The 15,245-nt window shown below is 67.8% G+C and carries 15 protein-coding genes and 1 pseudogene; 12 read left to right on the forward strand and 4 right to left on the reverse strand.

Annotation, left to right across the window (positions count from 1 at the left end; translation table 11 throughout):
- Positions 1-76 precede the first annotated feature (76 nt).
- The 5 genes and pseudogenes from H2037_RS03065 to H2037_RS17395 all read left to right on the forward strand — a co-directional run.
- A complete protein-coding gene (locus H2037_RS03065; protein ID WP_040349654.1) occupies positions 77-589 on the forward strand; it encodes a 6-carboxytetrahydropterin synthase in 513 nt (170 codons plus the stop codon).
- A complete protein-coding gene (locus H2037_RS03070; protein WP_166619152.1) occupies positions 586-1,101 on the forward strand; it encodes an SCP2 sterol-binding domain-containing protein in 516 nt (171 codons plus the stop codon). The genes H2037_RS03065 and H2037_RS03070 overlap by 4 nt, the downstream gene beginning before the upstream one ends.
- Positions 1,098-2,093 carry a peptidase U32 family protein gene (locus H2037_RS03075; protein ID WP_292117570.1) on the forward strand — a complete coding sequence of 332 codons (996 nt, stop codon included), beginning with the start codon at positions 1,098-1,100 and terminating at the stop codon, positions 2,091-2,093. The genes H2037_RS03070 and H2037_RS03075 overlap by 4 nt, the downstream gene beginning before the upstream one ends.
- A 5-nt stretch (positions 2,094-2,098) precedes the next feature.
- Positions 2,099-2,980 carry a U32 family peptidase gene (locus tag H2037_RS03080; RefSeq protein WP_292117572.1) on the forward strand — a complete coding sequence of 294 codons (882 nt, stop codon included), beginning with the start codon at positions 2,099-2,101 and terminating at the stop codon, positions 2,978-2,980.
- Positions 2,981-3,011: 31 nt separating this feature from the next.
- A pseudogene (locus H2037_RS17395) lies at positions 3,012-3,230 on the forward strand (chorismate mutase); the annotation flags it as partial.
- Positions 3,231-3,302: 72 nt separating this feature from the next.
- Here H2037_RS17395 and H2037_RS03085 read toward each other — a convergent pair.
- Genes H2037_RS03085 through H2037_RS03095 form a run of 3 tightly spaced genes read right to left on the reverse strand, consistent with a single transcriptional unit; the run spans position 3,303 to position 6,544 of the window.
- Positions 3,303-3,776: a hypothetical protein gene (locus H2037_RS03085; RefSeq protein ID WP_287926129.1), complete on the reverse strand. Its 474-nt coding sequence runs from the start codon at positions 3,774-3,776 to the stop codon at positions 3,303-3,305.
- Positions 3,777-3,826: 50 nt separating this feature from the next.
- On the reverse strand, positions 3,827-4,270 hold the full coding sequence (locus H2037_RS03090) for a hypothetical protein (protein WP_287926132.1): 444 nt from the start codon (positions 4,268-4,270) through the stop codon (positions 3,827-3,829).
- Between the two features lie 21 nt (positions 4,271-4,291).
- Positions 4,292-6,544, reverse strand: coding sequence for a TonB-dependent receptor (locus H2037_RS03095; RefSeq protein WP_292117579.1), 2,253 nt, complete (start codon positions 6,542-6,544; stop codon positions 4,292-4,294).
- A gap of 137 nt (positions 6,545-6,681) precedes the next feature.
- Here H2037_RS03095 and H2037_RS03100 point away from each other — a divergent pair, with 137 nt between their 5' ends.
- Positions 6,682-7,416, forward strand: a complete 735-nt coding sequence (locus H2037_RS03100) for a Crp/Fnr family transcriptional regulator (RefSeq protein ID WP_292117581.1) — start codon at positions 6,682-6,684, stop codon at positions 7,414-7,416.
- Positions 7,417-7,427: 11 nt separating this feature from the next.
- Here H2037_RS03100 and H2037_RS03105 read toward each other — a convergent pair whose 3' ends face one another.
- On the reverse strand, positions 7,428-7,835 hold the full coding sequence (locus tag H2037_RS03105) for a ribonucleotide reductase subunit alpha (RefSeq protein ID WP_292117582.1): 408 nt from the start codon (positions 7,833-7,835) through the stop codon (positions 7,428-7,430).
- A 380-nt stretch (positions 7,836-8,215) separates the two neighbouring features.
- On the opposite strand from H2037_RS03105, the gene H2037_RS03110 reads away from it, so the two are divergent.
- Genes H2037_RS03110 through H2037_RS03135 form a run of 6 tightly spaced genes read left to right on the forward strand, consistent with a single transcriptional unit; the run spans position 8,216 to position 15,184 of the window.
- Complete coding sequence (locus tag H2037_RS03110) at positions 8,216-9,625, forward strand: CmpA/NrtA family ABC transporter substrate-binding protein (RefSeq protein WP_292117585.1); 1,410 nt, start codon at positions 8,216-8,218, stop codon at positions 9,623-9,625.
- A 22-nt stretch (positions 9,626-9,647) separates the two neighbouring features.
- Positions 9,648-10,745: an ABC transporter permease gene (locus H2037_RS03115; RefSeq protein WP_287926149.1), complete on the forward strand. Its 1,098-nt coding sequence runs from the start codon at positions 9,648-9,650 to the stop codon at positions 10,743-10,745.
- On the forward strand, positions 10,742-12,427 hold the full coding sequence (locus H2037_RS03120; RefSeq protein ID WP_287926152.1) for a nitrate ABC transporter ATP-binding protein: 1,686 nt from the start codon (positions 10,742-10,744) through the stop codon (positions 12,425-12,427). Before H2037_RS03115 ends, H2037_RS03120 begins: the two co-directional genes overlap by 4 nt.
- Positions 12,427-13,419 carry an SAM-dependent methyltransferase gene (locus H2037_RS03125; protein ID WP_292117590.1) on the forward strand — a complete coding sequence of 331 codons (993 nt, stop codon included), beginning with the start codon at positions 12,427-12,429 and terminating at the stop codon, positions 13,417-13,419. The genes H2037_RS03120 and H2037_RS03125 overlap by 1 nt, the downstream gene beginning before the upstream one ends.
- 38 nt (positions 13,420-13,457) lie before the next feature.
- Entirely contained in the window at positions 13,458-14,051 is a 594-nt protein-coding gene (locus H2037_RS03130; protein WP_008262932.1) for an ANTAR domain-containing protein, read from the forward strand.
- Complete coding sequence (locus H2037_RS03135; protein WP_008259029.1) at positions 14,048-15,184, forward strand: CmpA/NrtA family ABC transporter substrate-binding protein; 1,137 nt, start codon at positions 14,048-14,050, stop codon at positions 15,182-15,184. The genes H2037_RS03130 and H2037_RS03135 overlap by 4 nt, the downstream gene beginning before the upstream one ends.
- The last annotated feature ends 61 nt before the right edge of the window (positions 15,185-15,245 follow it).

Consider the following 15,245-nt stretch of genomic DNA (forward strand, 5'->3'; position numbering starts at 1 on the left):
CGGCGATTGAGACCGGTTCAGCCCGATCAGACCCGGCTGGGTTAGGAGCCGGGGCATCCGCGACGCAGGACGCCCCATGCCCTTCTATTCCACCAAGACCTATGGCCCCGAGCGCGGCCTGTCGTGCGCCTATCGTCAATGGGACGCCGGAACCGATTGCCAACTGCTGCACGGCTATGCGCTGGGGTTTCGGTTCGTCTTTGCCGCCGAGCAACTCGATCGGCGCGGCTGGGTCGTCGATTTCGGCGACGGCGGTTTCGGCAAGATCCGGCGTTGGCTGCACAAGATGTTCGATCACACCCTTCTGGTGGCGGTCGACGACCCGGCTCGCGACGTATTCGAATCGCTCGCTGCGGCCGGGCTGGCGGACCTGCGCACCGTGCCCAGCACCAGTTGCGAGCGGCTGGCGCAGCATGTCCACGACGCCGCTCAGGAGATTCTTCACGACGCCACCCAGGGACGTTGCTGGCTGAGTTCGGTGGAATGTTTCGAGCACAGTGCGAACAGCGCTCTGTTCGAGGCGCCTGATGCGGTCCAGCGCCAGACGGTCGCGGACGTCCTGCAGGCGGTGCTGCGGGAGATGAAATGAGCCCGCGCCTGAAACGGATTGTCGAAAGCGCGGCGGCGGAAGCGGCTCTGATGGCCCTGCGCGCGATCCCCGAGGCGGTGCTCGGAACGGCCATTCGCCGTCTTCGGCAGCGACGACCGGATGTGTTCGAACGCCTCGGGACGGCCGCGTCCGCGACCGTCGTCCTGGCGCCCACGGACCTGCCGGTCCTGTTTCGACTGACCCCGGACGCCGAGCGTCCTGTTCGCGTGGCGCGCCGGGACGATGATCGCCCCAGCGCGGCCCGGATCAGCGGGCCGCTCGTGCTGTTGCTGGGGGTTCTGGACGGCGGGCTTGACGCCGATGCGGCCTTCTTCTCGCGCGAGATCCGCGTTTCGGGCGACACGGAGACCGTGGTCTCTCTGCACAACACCCTGGAGGCGGCTGCGCTGTCGCCGTCGGATCTGCTCGGCGCGCCCGCCTGGCTGCGCGGCGTCGCCGATGCGGCGGCGCGCGGGGCGCTCTCTTGGGGTCAGGCGCGAAGGACATCATGATGGGGTCCATCGAACTCGTCTGTCCCGCCGGTTCGCCGGCGATGTTGAAAGCGGCCGTCGAGGCCGGCGCTGACAGCGTCTATTGCGGGCTGCGTGACGAAACCAACGCCCGCAATTTCCCCGGACTGAATTTCTCGCCCGAGGAACTGGGCCAGGCTGCGACTTGGGCCCACGCGCGCGGGCGAAAACTCCTCGTGGCGGTCAACACCTTTGCGCGGGCGGGACAAAGCGCCCGGTGGCGCGCCTCCGTCGACGCCGCCGCGACCTCGGGCGCCGATGCAGTGATCCTCGCCGATCTGGGGCTTTTGGCCTATGCGCGGGAGCGATGGCCGGATTTGCGACTGCACCTGTCTGTTCAGGCCGCGGCCGGATCCCCTGAAGCGGTCCGGTTTTACGCCCAGGCCTATGGCGTCCGCCGCATCGTCTTGCCGCGCGTCCTGAGCGTTCAGGAAGTCGCCGCTCTCGTTCGCGAGACAGAAGCCGAAACCGAAGCCTTCGTGTTCGGCGGCCTGTGCGTGATGGCTGAAGGGCGCTGCGCCCTGTCGTCTTACGCCGCCCGTCGCTCCCCCAATCTGTGCGGCGTCTGCTCGCCGCCCGAGGCGGTGTCCTATACCGAAGAGGACGAAGGCCTGGTTTCGAGACTGGCGGGCTTCGCCCTGGACCAGTACGCCCCGGGCGAGAAGGCCGGATATCCCACCCTGTGCAAGGGACGGTTCGAGGCGCGCGGCCTGCGCTCCTATCTGTTCGAAGACCCCGTCAGTCTGAACGCCATGAGCCTTCTCGCCGGATTGAAGGCGGCGGGGGTCACGGCCGTGAAGATCGAGGGCCGCCAGAGGGGCAAGGCCTATGTCGCCCGTGTGGCCGGGGCCTTTCGCCAAGCGATCGACGCCCTGGATTCGGGCGCCGATCCCCAGGCCTTCGCCCCTCTGCTGACGGATCTCGCCGAAGGCGGGCGGGAGACGGCCGGCGCCTATAGAAAGCTGTGGAGATGACGGCTATGCGGATCGCGCTGGGGCCCTTGCTGTTTCACTGGGCGCCGGATCGGATTGAAGCCTTCTATGCCGAGGTGGCCGACGAGCCGTCGATCGACCGGGTCTATCTGGGCGAGGTGGTCTGCGGCAAACGTTCGCCCCTGACCCAATATGCGCTCGCGGCGGCGGCGGAGACCTTGAGCGCCGCAGGCAAGGACATCGTCTGGTCGGGCCTGGCCCTGCCGGCGACGATCCGGGATCGCAAGGGACTGGCGGCGCTCGCCGCCATGCCGGACCTCATTGAGGTCAACGACGTCTCCGGTCTGTCGGAGCGGCGCGACCCCTTCGTCGCCGGACCTTTGTTGAACATCTACAACGAGGGGGCGCTTGGGGCGCTGGCGCGACGCGGCTGTGTGCGCCTGTGTCCCAATGTGGAGCTTTCGCTGGAGGCGATTTCGCATCTTTCGGCGGCGCAGCCACAGGTCGAGATCGAGCTGTTCGCCTTCGGTCGGCTGCCGCTCGCCCTGTCAGGGCGCTGCTACCACGCGCGCAGCCACGGCCTGCACAAGGACGCCTGCCAGTTTGTCTGTGATCGCGATCCCGACGGGATGGATCTGAGGACCCTGGAGGGCCAGCCCTTCCTCGCGGTCAACGGCGTGCAGACCCTGTCTTGGGCGATGCAATGCGTCGATGCGCCGGTCCCCGCCCTGCGTGCCGCCGGCGTCGGAGCGTTGCGCCTGTCGCCCCATTCCGGCGATATGCCGGCCGTCGCGCGGGCGTTTCGCGCCTATGCCGACGGCCTGTGCGATCCCGATGGGCTCCTCCAGCGACTGCAGGAATTGAACCCCTCCGTCGCCTTCGTCAGCGGCTATCTGCACGGTCTCGCCGGTGTCGCCGGGACCCGCTGATCCGGGAACGGCCGGGCTTGACCCGCCCGGCGTGCGCGCAATCCTTGACCGGATCGACCGTCGCCTGGTGATCCTGCTGGCCCTGCGCCTGAAGATCGCCGACGCCATGGCCGCGTTCAAGTCGCCCGGGACGGTGCGCGATCCCGCCCGTATCGCGGCGGTGATCGATCATGTCCGTCAGCTGGCCGAGACGGTCGACCTGTCGCCGGACTTGGTCGAGGCTCTATGGCGGCAATTGATGGAAGCCAGCGCCGTGCGCCAGGCGCGGCTTGTGGCCTTGCACCGAAAAAGCCGGCGACGCCGCCGCCGGCCTTCCTGTGCATCAGAACAGCCAGCCATGACTGCCGGCGACCGCCCCGAACACCGTCGTCAAGGCCAGGACCAGCAGCACCATATGGGCGGCGTGCAGCAGGCGGAACGCCTGATCCGGCGCGCGCTTGGCCCAGGCCGGAAAGAAGCGGTGGAGCAGAAAGGGCTCCACCACAAACAGCAGCAGGACAAACACGGCCCAGACGCACACCATGGCGTGCATCCACCAGAAGCGTAGGTCGCTGAATCGGTCCCACAGCGCCATCCGCTCAACGAGATAGACGCCCGACAGGCCGACAAGCGCCACGGCCGTGCGCGCCTGCCAGATGAAGCGACGCTCGAAGGCTTCGAAAGCCGCCAGGCGGTCGGCGCCGAGAAGCCCCCTGCGAATGGCGGGAAGCGCAACGGTGGTGGCCATCGATACGCCGCCGATCCAGATCACCACGCCCAGCACGTGAATCACGCGCGCGAGAGCCAGCTCGTCCATGAGAGTTTGTCCTTGTTCTGATCGTCAAGCTCGGTCGGGCGCGCCTCTGGTCAAGGCGCTTCTCTGGCGGAGTCAGGGGCAATGGACCCGTCGCGCAGGGGCGTGATCTGGAGCAGCACATCGTCTTGGCGCGCAGCGGCCCAGTGTTCGCCCCCGACCACAGGCAGCACGATCAGGCTGCCGGGACCAAACACCCGCTCCGCCGCCGGATCGACGATCCCGCCGTCGCCCCAGGACAGATGGCCGGACACGACCGTGATGAGCCGCAGTCCCCCTTCGCCGCCGTGCGGCGGCAGAAGTTGACCTTTTTCGATCCGAAGGAGCATGACGGCGGGACGGCCCTGCGCGTCGAGGGCGACGAGGGTGCGGCGTGCGCCGGCGACATCCGAAGACGGCAGGCGATCCACGTCCAGCCGCCGGGCCTGGGCGGCGGCGGAAAGGGGCAGGGCGGCCGATGCGACGGCGGCGAAGGCGAACAAAGACAAGCGCTTCATGATAGGGTCTTTCTTGCGAGGTTAGAATTTGAGGCTCACGCCCGCGCCGAAGGCGCGACCGTCGCCGGGAAGGAAAACCGCCTGATCGGCGCGCGCCTGGTCGACGACGAGGGTGGAGGCGGCGTAGGTTTCGTCGAACAGGTTCAGGCCTTCGGCAAAGACGACCAGGCCGTCGCGGATCTCGCGCTCGGCCCGCAGGTCGAAGACGGCGTAAGGGTCGCTGTAGAGGGTGTTAAGGTTGTCGATCGGCGTTTTTTCCGGAACCCAGCGCACCCCGCCTTGCAGCAGCCAACCCGGCCCAGGCCGCCAGTCCAGACCGGCCTGGACCCAATGCGGCGGCGTGCCGGCCAGATGATTGTCGCCGCGCAGAGGATCGTCGTGGAAGCGGAAGTCCTGCCAGGTATAGGCGAGGCGTCCGGTCAGGTCCGGCGTCATCCGTAAGCTCAGTCCCAGCTCCAGCCCCAGGTGACGGGTGTGAGGCGCATTGACCGCGCCCAATGACACGCCGGTTTCGTCGCGCAGGCTGAGGAGCTCGTTGCGCACCCAGGCGTGATAGGCGACGGCGTCCCAGGTCCAGGCGCCGGCTCGACCGCGCCAGCCCATTTCTACGGTCGTCGCTCGCTGCGGCTTGAGCGCGGGGGTGGCGAAGACGGCTGCGGCCTGATTGGGCGCGGCGGGATTGGGGCGTCCCGGACTGCTGTTGGGCGTGCCGTTGACGGTGGCGAACAGATCATCGTGCGTCGGCGGTTCGAAGGTCTGATTGGCCGAGACGAAGACGGTTTGCCGGTGGTCCGGCCGCCAGGTCAGGCCGAGGGCCGGGCTCCAACCCTCGTAGGTTCGTTCATAGCTGGACCCGACCGTGGGGACGGCGCCGAACGGCAGAGCCAGGCCGGGATTGGCGGGACTATAGGCCGCCGTCGGCCGCGTGGACGGCGCGTAGCGGTCCTGGTTGTCGCGCGTGGCGCGCGACCAGGCCGCCGAAGGCGACAGGGTGAGCGTCCGTCCGAGCGGGAGGTTGAAGCCGCCGTTCATGGACAGGGTGTCCGCCTTCAGTCGATTGCGGCCGAACTGCGCGCCTCGGAGTCCTGAGAGATTGAGATAATAGTCGCGGTCGGCGGTTCCGGTCACCCATTGCAGCGTGCCCTCGAACAAGGGGATGGCGCGCGCAGGATCGGGCGCATAGGCGTAACGGCCGACGACGGTGGCGTCGTCGCCGCGGGTGTCGCGCACGCCCGCCGAGATCGGAAACCGGAACATGTCGTCGGTCTGGGCATAACCCAAGGCGACGTCGATCAGATGGGCGTCCATCACGCCCGTGGCCCGAACCCCCGCATGGAATTGCGTGGCTTCGCGACGGGGCTGGTCGCGCACCACATTGGGGCCTGGATTGACGGCGCCCGTCGGCGTCACGGTCGGGCCGGTGAAGACGCTGCGCGAGCCGCTGTCGAGCAGGGCGCGGGTCAAGGGACCGGCGACGTCGAAGCCGAGGTCGGCGTAGCTGGCGAAGGCGCGCACTGTCACCCGATCCGACAGTCTCACGCCGAAGTTGGCGCCCACAGCCGATCGACTCGAGCCGTTATAAGTCCGGGAACCGTCCCGCTCGGTGTGGTCAACGCGCAGCAGAGCGTCGATCGTGTCGTGGACATAACCGGCCGAGGCGCCCGTCCCGATCTGGCCGAAGTCGCCGGCGGAGGCCTTGAGGCGCAGCCCGGGCGCGCTTCGTCCCGTCGGAGAGATGAGGTTCAAGGCGCCGCCGAGCACCGTCGCGCCGAGCCGGTTCGCGGCGTGACCGCGAAAGATCTCGATCGACTGGGCCTCGGCGGGGTTGGCGAAACCGACGATATAGGAGCCGTCGGCGCGATTGACCGGCAGGCCGTTGCGCAGCATCAGCACCCCGCGCTCGACGGGGTTCTGCTGCAGGCCGGATCCGCGAATCTGGATGCGGGGCTGATCGTTTCCGCCGAAGAAGTCCTGCACGACAACGCCCGGCGCGAAGGCGAGGGCGCGTGAAATCGTCAGATTGGCGCTTTGCGGCAGGTCATCCGCCTCGATCAGCCCTGTTGCGCCGCCCGTGGCGTTCAAGCGTTCGGCGGCCGAGGCGCGGCGGCCGATGACGACCACATCTTCCACAAAGCCCGGCGTGGCGGACTGCGCCTGGGCGGGCGCGGTGACAAGGCCCGGAGCGAAGCCGAGCGCGAGAGCGCTGCAGGTCAGAGCGAGACGAGCGACGCCGTGCGGTAAGAACGGCTGGGAGAGCGGAACGGGGAGGGGCACGGCGGGTCTCGATTTGCTAATGCGACCCGTTTTCATCTAAAGCATGCCGAACGGCGCTTTATTGCGCCAGCGCAAACTGCGGCGAGAAGTCCGCCCGGTCCGGTGTCGATCCGGGCCCGCAGGAGAGGAACAGGCCCATGTCCGACCCCGTCCGGAGCGAGACCATCGCCGGTTTGGATCTGTTCCGGGGCGCCGCTTCGGCGACGTGCGCCGATCTCGCCGAGGCTGTCCGGGTCGATCATCATCGAGCCGGAGCCTATGTCGGCGAACAGGGCGCGAAGGTGGAGCGGGCCTATGCGCTGAGCCGCGGCAGCGCCCGTCTGATCCAGACCGGCGCCGACGGCGGGCAGGCGCTGATCCGATTTCTGGGACCCGGCGACATGTTCGCAACGGCCGCGCTCTTTGCGCAAGGGCGCTTTCCGGCGGACATTGTGGCTCTGGAGGCGGTCGTGGTTCTGAGTTGGCCCCGCGAGGTGCTGTTCCGCATTATGGAACGCGACCCCGTGGTTGCGGTGAACGTCATTCGTATTCTGGGGACGCGCTTGGCGCAATTGCAGGAGCGGATAAGGGAGAAGTCCTTCTTGCGTGCTGACCAGCGCATCGCCCTGGCCCTTCTGCGGCTTCTGGACCCGTCCGGTCGTCCTCAAGACGCCGCCGCCATCACGATCCCGCTGCGCCGCCAGGACGTCGCCGAGTTCGCCGGTACGACCCTGTATACGGCGAGCCGCATCATCGCCGGATGGGAAAAGTCCCGTTGGCTAAAGACGACAGGACGCCGTCTCATGGTGCTGGATCCCGCCGCGCTGAGACGCCTCGCCGAGGACGGCGTGAACGGGTCCAGCGCCGCAACGCACGCTGCGGCGAGCCGATAGCCGCATCCGATTCAGTCGAAAACCACGGGGTCGCCGGCGGTGTCGAAGGCGAGGAAGCGCTGGATGGCCCCGGTGTTGACAGCCTCGACCATGTTTTCGAGCGCCCGGTCTATGTCGGGCTTGACAGGGGCGTATCCGTCGCGCCCGGCAAGGGCCGCGGCGAACACCAGGCCCCAGGGCGGTCCGGCCGTCGCCGCTTCGGCGGCGAAAACGTCGAAGCCCGCCAGGTCCTCTGGCGCCTTGTCCACGCACATCAAGGGGGTCAGGGTTCCACCCCGACCCAGGCGATGACGCTCGCGCTGCTCGGGCGTCGGGGCGTCCGGCAAGGCCACGGCGGCGAAGACGAAAAGCAGGCGGTGCGGGGTCTGCTGGGCCAAGGCGGCGGCGACGAGTTGCTGAAAATGAGAGGTCTGGGTCATCCGAGCAGAATGCCGCCTGATCCCCGCGCTGGGCTTGCGCCTGAACAAATCACGTTCGATTTGATCCTCAGCTCCATGGCGGGGTCTGTCCCGTTGGCGAACCCGAGCCCCGGTTTTCGCGCTTCGGCCAGCGCGCCCCGACAAATCTCGCTGACCCCTTGTGCGATGCAACATTCCATGCCAGCAATGTCGGGCGGCGTCCTAAAGCGCTGCGCGTAACGGGGCGTCCTCAATGAGGGGAGACGCGCCGGACATTCAGCAGATTTCGGCAATGAAGCCGCCCGGGGCGCTCTGACATGAGCGTGTCGAGGCGGCTTTCGTGCGTCCGCGATCCGCACCGGGTTTGAACAAGCCACCAAACATGGCGGGGGATGAAGGTGATGGACAAGCGCAGATTCCTGATGGCCGGCGGCGCGCTGCTGGCCGGCGCCGCAGCGGGCCTCGCCGGATGTGGCGAGAGCGAGCCGCGTTCGAACGGCGCCACGACGCCGGCGGGGGCGGTCGAAAAGCCCAACCTCAAACTCGGCTTCATCAAGCTGACGGATATGGCGCCCCTGGCGATCGCCAAGGAAAAGGGCTTCTTTCTTGAGGAGGGCCTGAACGTCGCCCTTGAACCTCAGGCCAACTGGAAGGTCCTGCTGGACGGCGTGATCGGCGGTCAGTTGGACGCCGCCCACATGCTGGCGGGGCAGCCGATCGCGGCGACCATCGGTCTGGGCACCAAGGCCGACCTGATCGCGCCGCTCAGCCTGGACCTGAATGGAAACGCCATCACGGTGTCGAACCGGATCTGGGCGCAGATCGCGCCGACCCTGCCCAAGGGCGCCGACGGCAAGCCCTTGCATCCGATCTCGGCCGCCGTCCTGAAGCCGGTCGTCGAGCGTTTCCGGTCCGAGGGGCGTCCGCTCAAGTTCGGCATGGTCTTCCCGGTCTCCACCCACAATTACGAGCTTCGCTATTGGCTGGCGGCCGGCGGGATCCATCCCGGCTTCTATCTGCCGCGCGACGTGGCGGGCACGACCGGCGCGGACATCCAGCTGTCGGTCACGCCGCCGCCCCAGATGCCCGCCACCCTCGAAGCCGGCACCATCGAGGGCTATAGCGTCGGCGAGCCTTGGAACCAGGCGGCCGTCAAGAAGAAGATCGGCGTGCCCCTCATCGCCGATCACGACATCTGGCCCCGCAATCCCGAGAAGGTCCTGGGCATGACCCGGGCCTTCGCCGAGACCTATCCCGCCACCACCACCGCCCTGATCCGCGCCCTGATCAAGGCCCAGCAGTGGCTGGACGCCGACCAGGGCGCCAATCGCCCGGAGGCGGTGCAGATCCTGGCCCGCTCCAACTATGTCGGGGCCGACGCCGACGTGATCGCCGCCTCCATGACGGGGCGGTTCACCTATGCGCCCGGCGATGTCCGCCCCGCCCCGGAGTTCAACATCTTCTTCGGAAGCTTCGCCGGCTATCCGTTCGCTTCCGACGCGGTCTGGCAACTGACTCAGATGCGCCGGTGGGGCCAGATCGCCGAGGATCGTCCCGACGCCTGGTACCTGGAAACCGCTCAGGCGGTCTATCGCGCCGACCTCTATCTGGCCGCCGCGCGCGCGCTGGTCGCCGAGGGGGTGATCCCGGCCGAGTCCGTCCCGGAGACGGACGGCTTCAAAGAGGTGCAGACCGGCTTCATCGACGGCGTCGCCTACGACGGGCGCGCGCCCAACGCCTATCTGGCCAAGTTCGCCATCGGTCTGAAACAGGGTCAGCGGGTCGCCGCCTCCGGCGTCTCGCCGGCCTGATCGCGCAAAGGGGAGAAGATTGATGCTGACGAACCAGGTCGCGCCCGACGGTGAAACGCCCGCCAAGGTCATCGGTCGCATACCGTCCGAGACGGCGCCGCGTCGGACGCCGTCCGAGGACGCCGCGTCCGACACCCGTTCGGCGTCGGAGGAGGGGAGAGCGTCCAGGCTCGTCCGTTTCGCCGCCGGGCTTGGAGTCAAGCTGGGGGCCAGATTGCGCGCCCTGGTTCCGCCCCTGGCGGGCATCGGGATTTTCATCCTGTTGTGGGCCATGGCGGCTCCTATGGTGAAGACCTCGTTGGGCGCCCTTCCCGGGCCCGTGGCGGTCGCGGCGCAGGGCGTCGCCCTGGCCGAGGAGTGGCAGGCCGGCCAGGCCGATCGGGCCGCCTTCTATGCGGCCCAGTCCGAGCGTAATGCCGGACTGGAAGCCGCCGGACGGGGGGGCGAGGTTCGCGATTTCCGTTACGCCGGATCGCCCAGTTTCATCGATCAGATCTTCACCTCCCTGTTCACGGTGGCCTTCGGGTTCGGCTTGGCGACGGTGGTCGCCGTGCCGCTCGGCCTGGTCTGCGGCCTATCCAAGGGGTTCAACGCCGCCTTCAATCCCCTGGTGCAGATCTTCAAGCCGATCAGTCCGCTGGCCTGGCTGCCGATCGTGACCATGGTGGTGTCGGCGACCATGACCCGCCCGGATCCGGCCCTGCCCAAGAGCTTCGTCATTTCGGCGGTCGTGGTGATGCTGTGTTCGCTGTGGCCGACCCTGATCAATACGGCCGTCGGCGCCGCCTCGATCGACCGGGATCTGCTCAATGTCGGACGGGTGCTTCGCCTCAGCCCCTTCGCCCGGCTGAGACGCCTGATCCTGCCTTCGGCCCTGCCCTATATCTTCACGGGCATGCGGCTGTCGCTGGGCGTCGGCTGGATGGTGTTGATCGCCGCTGAGATGCTGGCGCAGAACCCCGGACTGGGCAAGTTCGTATGGGACGAGTTCCAGAACGGCAGCGAGCAGTCGCTGGCCCGCATCATGTTCGCGGTCATCGTCATCGGCCTGATCGGCTTCTTGCTGGATCGGTTGATGATGGCCCTGCAAGCCCTCGCCTCGCGGAACCACGCCAAATGAGCGCGCCGATCCTGTCCTTGCGGGGACTGAGCAAATCCTATCTGGGGGCCGACGGTATACGCACCGACGTCCTGTCCGGCGTGGAACTGGACGTTCAGGAAGGCGAGTTCGTCGCCGTTCTCGGCTTCTCGGGCGCGGGCAAGACGACCCTGGTGTCCGCCATCGCCGGGCTGATCGAGGCGGACAGCGGCGACATCCTGATCAAGGGCCGGCCCTGCGCCGGCCCCGGACCGGATCGCGGGGTCGTCTTTCAGAGCTATTCGCTGTTTCCCTGGCTGACTGTGGAACAGAATGTCAGGCTGGCGGTCGACGCCGTTCACCTGACGATGCCCAAGACGGAGCGGGTCGAACTGGTGCGCGCGACGGTCGCCCTGGTGGGACTGGCCCATGCGCTGGATCGCAAGCCGGCGCAGTTGTCGGGCGGCATGCGCCAACGCGTGGCGGTGGCGCGGGCTCTGGCGACAAAACCCGAGATCCTGCTGCTGGACGAACCCCTGTCGGCGCTGGACGCCCTGACCCGCGCCAAGCTCCAGGACGAGATCGAGCGGATCCGGCGCCAGGAGAAACGCACCATCGTCCTGGTGACCAACGACGTGGACGAGGCCCTGTTGCTGGCCGACCGGGTCGCGGTCCTGACGCCGGCGCCCCACGCCCATATCGGCCGAATCTTCGAGGTGGCCCTGGCGCGGCCGCGGGACCGCACCGAGCTGAACCATGACGAGGCCTATAAGACGCTGAGAAACGAGATCGTCGGCTATCTGGGGCGTCTCGCCGGCGGGGCGCGCGAGGCGGCGGCTTCGAACGTGATCGACCTGCCGACGGTGGCGCCGCTCGATCTCTTGGCGCCGCCCAAGGCCTATCAGGACGCCGCCTATAGTCCGATCCATCGCCGCTATCTCGAGTTCTACAACCTGTCCAAGGTCTATCCGACGCCCAAGGGCCCGCTGACGGTGGTCGAGAAGGTCAATCTGCTGATGGACCGCGGCGAGTTCATCTCGCTGATCGGGCATTCGGGGTGCGGCAAGTCCACGGTTCTGACCATGGCCGCCGGTCTCAATCCGATCTCTGACGGCGGCATCGTGTTGAACGGTCGGGAGATCGAGATCGCGGGACCGGACAAGGCGGTGGTGTTCCAATCGCCGTCCCTGATGCCCTGGTTGACGGCGCGCCAGAACGTGGCCCTGGGGGTCGAGCGTGTCTATCCCCACGCCACCCGCGCCGAGAGAGCCGACATCGTCGCCTATTATCTGGAACGGGTCGGCCTGGGCGACGCCATGAACAAGATGGCCGCCGATATGTCCAACGGCATGCGCCAGAGGGTGGGCATCGCCCGCGCCTTCGCCCTGTCGCCCCGACTGCTGCTGCTGGACGAGCCGTTCGGCATGCTGGACAGCCTGACGCGCTGGGATCTGCAGGACGTGCTGGTCGAGGTCTGGAACCGCACCAAGGTCACGACCGTCATGGTCACTCATGACGTGGACGAGGCGATCCTGCTGGCTGATCGGGTGGTGATGATGACCAACGGGCCGAACGCCACCATCGGCAAGGTGCTGGAGGTCGATCTGCCGCGTCCGCGCGACCGCCGCGCCCTGCTGGATCATCCGCAATTCTACGCCTATCGTGAGGAAGTGCTTCAGTTCCTGGCGGACTACGAGCACGGCGCTCACGCCGACGCCGCCTGATGCGGGTCTTTCTGGCCGGCATACCCTTGCATGACGCGCTTGTCGTCGTGGTCGGCGACGGGGAGGCGGCGCTGGCGAAACTGCGGCTGTTCGTCGGCTCGCCCGCCCGACTGGTCTGGTTCACCCCCGGCGGCCCCCCTGACGGGGATCGCCGGCCGGCGAACGCGCCCACGCCCAGGGCTCGCGCGCCGACGCGGGCGGATTTTCAGGAGGCGCGGCTGGTCTTCATCGCTCTGGAGCAGGAGGAGGAGGCCGAGGCGGTCGCCCGCGATGCGCGGGCGGCGGGCGCCCAGGTCAATGTGGTGGACCGGCCGGCCTTGAGCGATTTCCAGACGCCGGCCCTGATCGACCGGGATACGATCGTCGTCGCCATCGCGACCGGCGGCGCCGCGCCGATCCTGGCGCGGGACCTGCGCAGCCGTATCGAAGCCATACTGCCCCAAGCGCTCGGCCCCCTCGCCGAGATCGCCGGCGAGATTCGTGACCAGGTCAAGACGGGCATTCCGGACTTCATGGCGCGGCGACGGTTCTGGGAACGGGCGTTTCGCGGTCTGGCCGTTGATCTGGTCGGACAAGGGCGGATATCGGCCGCCCGCGCCGAGATGATGCGGCTTATAGAGGCGGCGGCGCCGGAGGCGGGGAGTCTGTATGGTCTGGGGGCCGGATCGGGCGATCCGGAACTTTTGACGCTCAAGGCGCTGCGGATCATGCAGGACGCCGATGTCATCCTTTACGACCCGGAGGTCTCGGAGCTCGTCCTGGCGCGGGCGCGACGTGATGCGCCTCGGCGAAACCTGGCGGACGCCGGCCCCGCCGAAGCCTGCCGTCTGATGGTCGAACATTGGACTCAAGGCGAACGCGTCGTGAGACTGTATGCCGGCAATCCTGCGGCGTCTGAGCGGGCGAGGCGCGAGCAGGATGCCCTGAATGCAACAGGTTGCGAAATGATCGTCGTCCCGGTCGCGCTCGACGCGGCCCGTCTAGACTCTTGACGGAGGGCGCCGCTTACTCGCGTCGGGGAACATCACAATTGCGTATCGCCATCGTCGACGACACCGGCCTGCGCGCGACCATCCTGAAAGAGGGGCTGGCCGAGGCGGGCTACATCGATATCGAGGTCGTGGCGCCCCACGGCGGTTTCGTCGCGCGTCTGGAACGGATGGCGCCCGACATCGTGCTGATGGATCTGGGCGATCCCAGCCGCGACACGCTCGAGGAAATGCTGACCGTCAGCCGCGCCCTGGCTCGACCCATCGCCATGTTCGTCGACCGGTCGGACGATGCGATGATCGGCGCCGCCATTGACGCAGGGGTATCGGCCTATGTCGTCGATGGTCTCAGGAAGGAAAGGGTGAAGCCGATCCTGGAGCTGGCGATCCGCCGGTTCAACGCCTTCAACATCCTGAGGGCGGAGCGGGACGACGCGGTCACGGCCCTGGCCGACCGCAAGACCATCGATAAGGCCAAGACCCTGCTGATGCAGGGTCGCGGTCTGTCCGAGCCCGACGCCCACGCCTTGCTGCGCTCCACCGCCATGAACCAGAGCCGCCGCATCGTCGAGGTTGCCGAAGCCTTGATCACCGCCTACGCCCTGATCGACCCACCCAAGGGAACCGGACGATGACGCCGCTTTCAATCGCCTTTCTGCCCCTGACCGACAGCGCGGTGCTGGTCGCGGCCAAGGAGATGGGTTTCGCGGAAGCGGCCGGGCTGGACCTGACGCTGGTCCGCAACACCTCCTGGGCCACAGTTCGAGACCGTCTGGTCTACGGCCAGGTTCAGGCGGCGCACATGTTGGCGCCTCTGGCCGTGGCGGTGACCTTGGGGCTCAGCCAACAGCCGACCCGGCTGGTGGCGCCCTTCCGGCTGGGGATGAACGGCAACGCCTTGACCCTGTCGCATGAGTTCGCCGCAGCCCTGGACCCGGTGCTGGCGCATCGGGTCGAGGATCCTGTCGCGACCGCCCATGACTTCGCTTCGGCCATCGGCATGCACCGTCGCAAGCCGATCATTGGCGTGGTTCATCGGTTTTCCAGCCACGCCCTCATGCTGCGCTACTGGCTGGCGTTCGCGGGGGTGGATCCCGATCGGGACTTGACCCTGCGGGTGGCGCCGCCGTCCTTGATGGTGGAGGCGTTGCGGACCGGCGAGATCGACGGCTTCATGGCGGGCGAACCCTGGAGCAGTCTCGCCGTGGACGAAGGCCTGGGCCAGATCGCCGCCTTCGGATCACGGCTCTGGCGCCGGGGGGTGGAAAAGGTCCTGGCCGCGCGCGCCGACTGGGCCGAGGCCAATCCGGAGGTTCTGAACCGGCTCTTGATCGCCTTGGACCGCTCCGCCGCCTGGTGCGACGCGCCGGAAAATCGCCCCGCCCTGGCCCGACTGCTGGCGGCGCCCAATTATGTGAACCAGTCGGCGGCGGTGATCGAGCGCGCCTTGGCCGGGCGACTGGTGCTCGGCCAGGGGGAAGCGCCCGTGGCCGAGGCGGACTTCCTCATGCTGCACCGCGAAGCCGCCACCGCGCCGGCGATCGATCATGGCCTGTGGATCTACTCGCAGTTCGTGCGTTGGGGCATGATCGAGGCGTCCGAAACGGCGCGCGCGGCCTCTGCGGCCGTCTTCCGTCCGGACCTGTATCGTCGCGCCGTTCCAGGCGGGGACGGGGCCGGAGCGGTCGGGAACTTCTTCGACGGCCGGCCCTTCGATCCCGACCGGATCGAGGCCTATGTCGAAAGCTTCGCCGAGGCCGCCGCCTGATCGCGGACAAAAACCTCTTTGTGCGATGCAAAATGACCCCTTGCCGAGCAGGGAGAAACGA

It is taken from the genome of Brevundimonas sp. (assembly GCF_013912065.1).
GTDB lineage: Bacteria > Pseudomonadota > Alphaproteobacteria > Caulobacterales > Caulobacteraceae > Brevundimonas.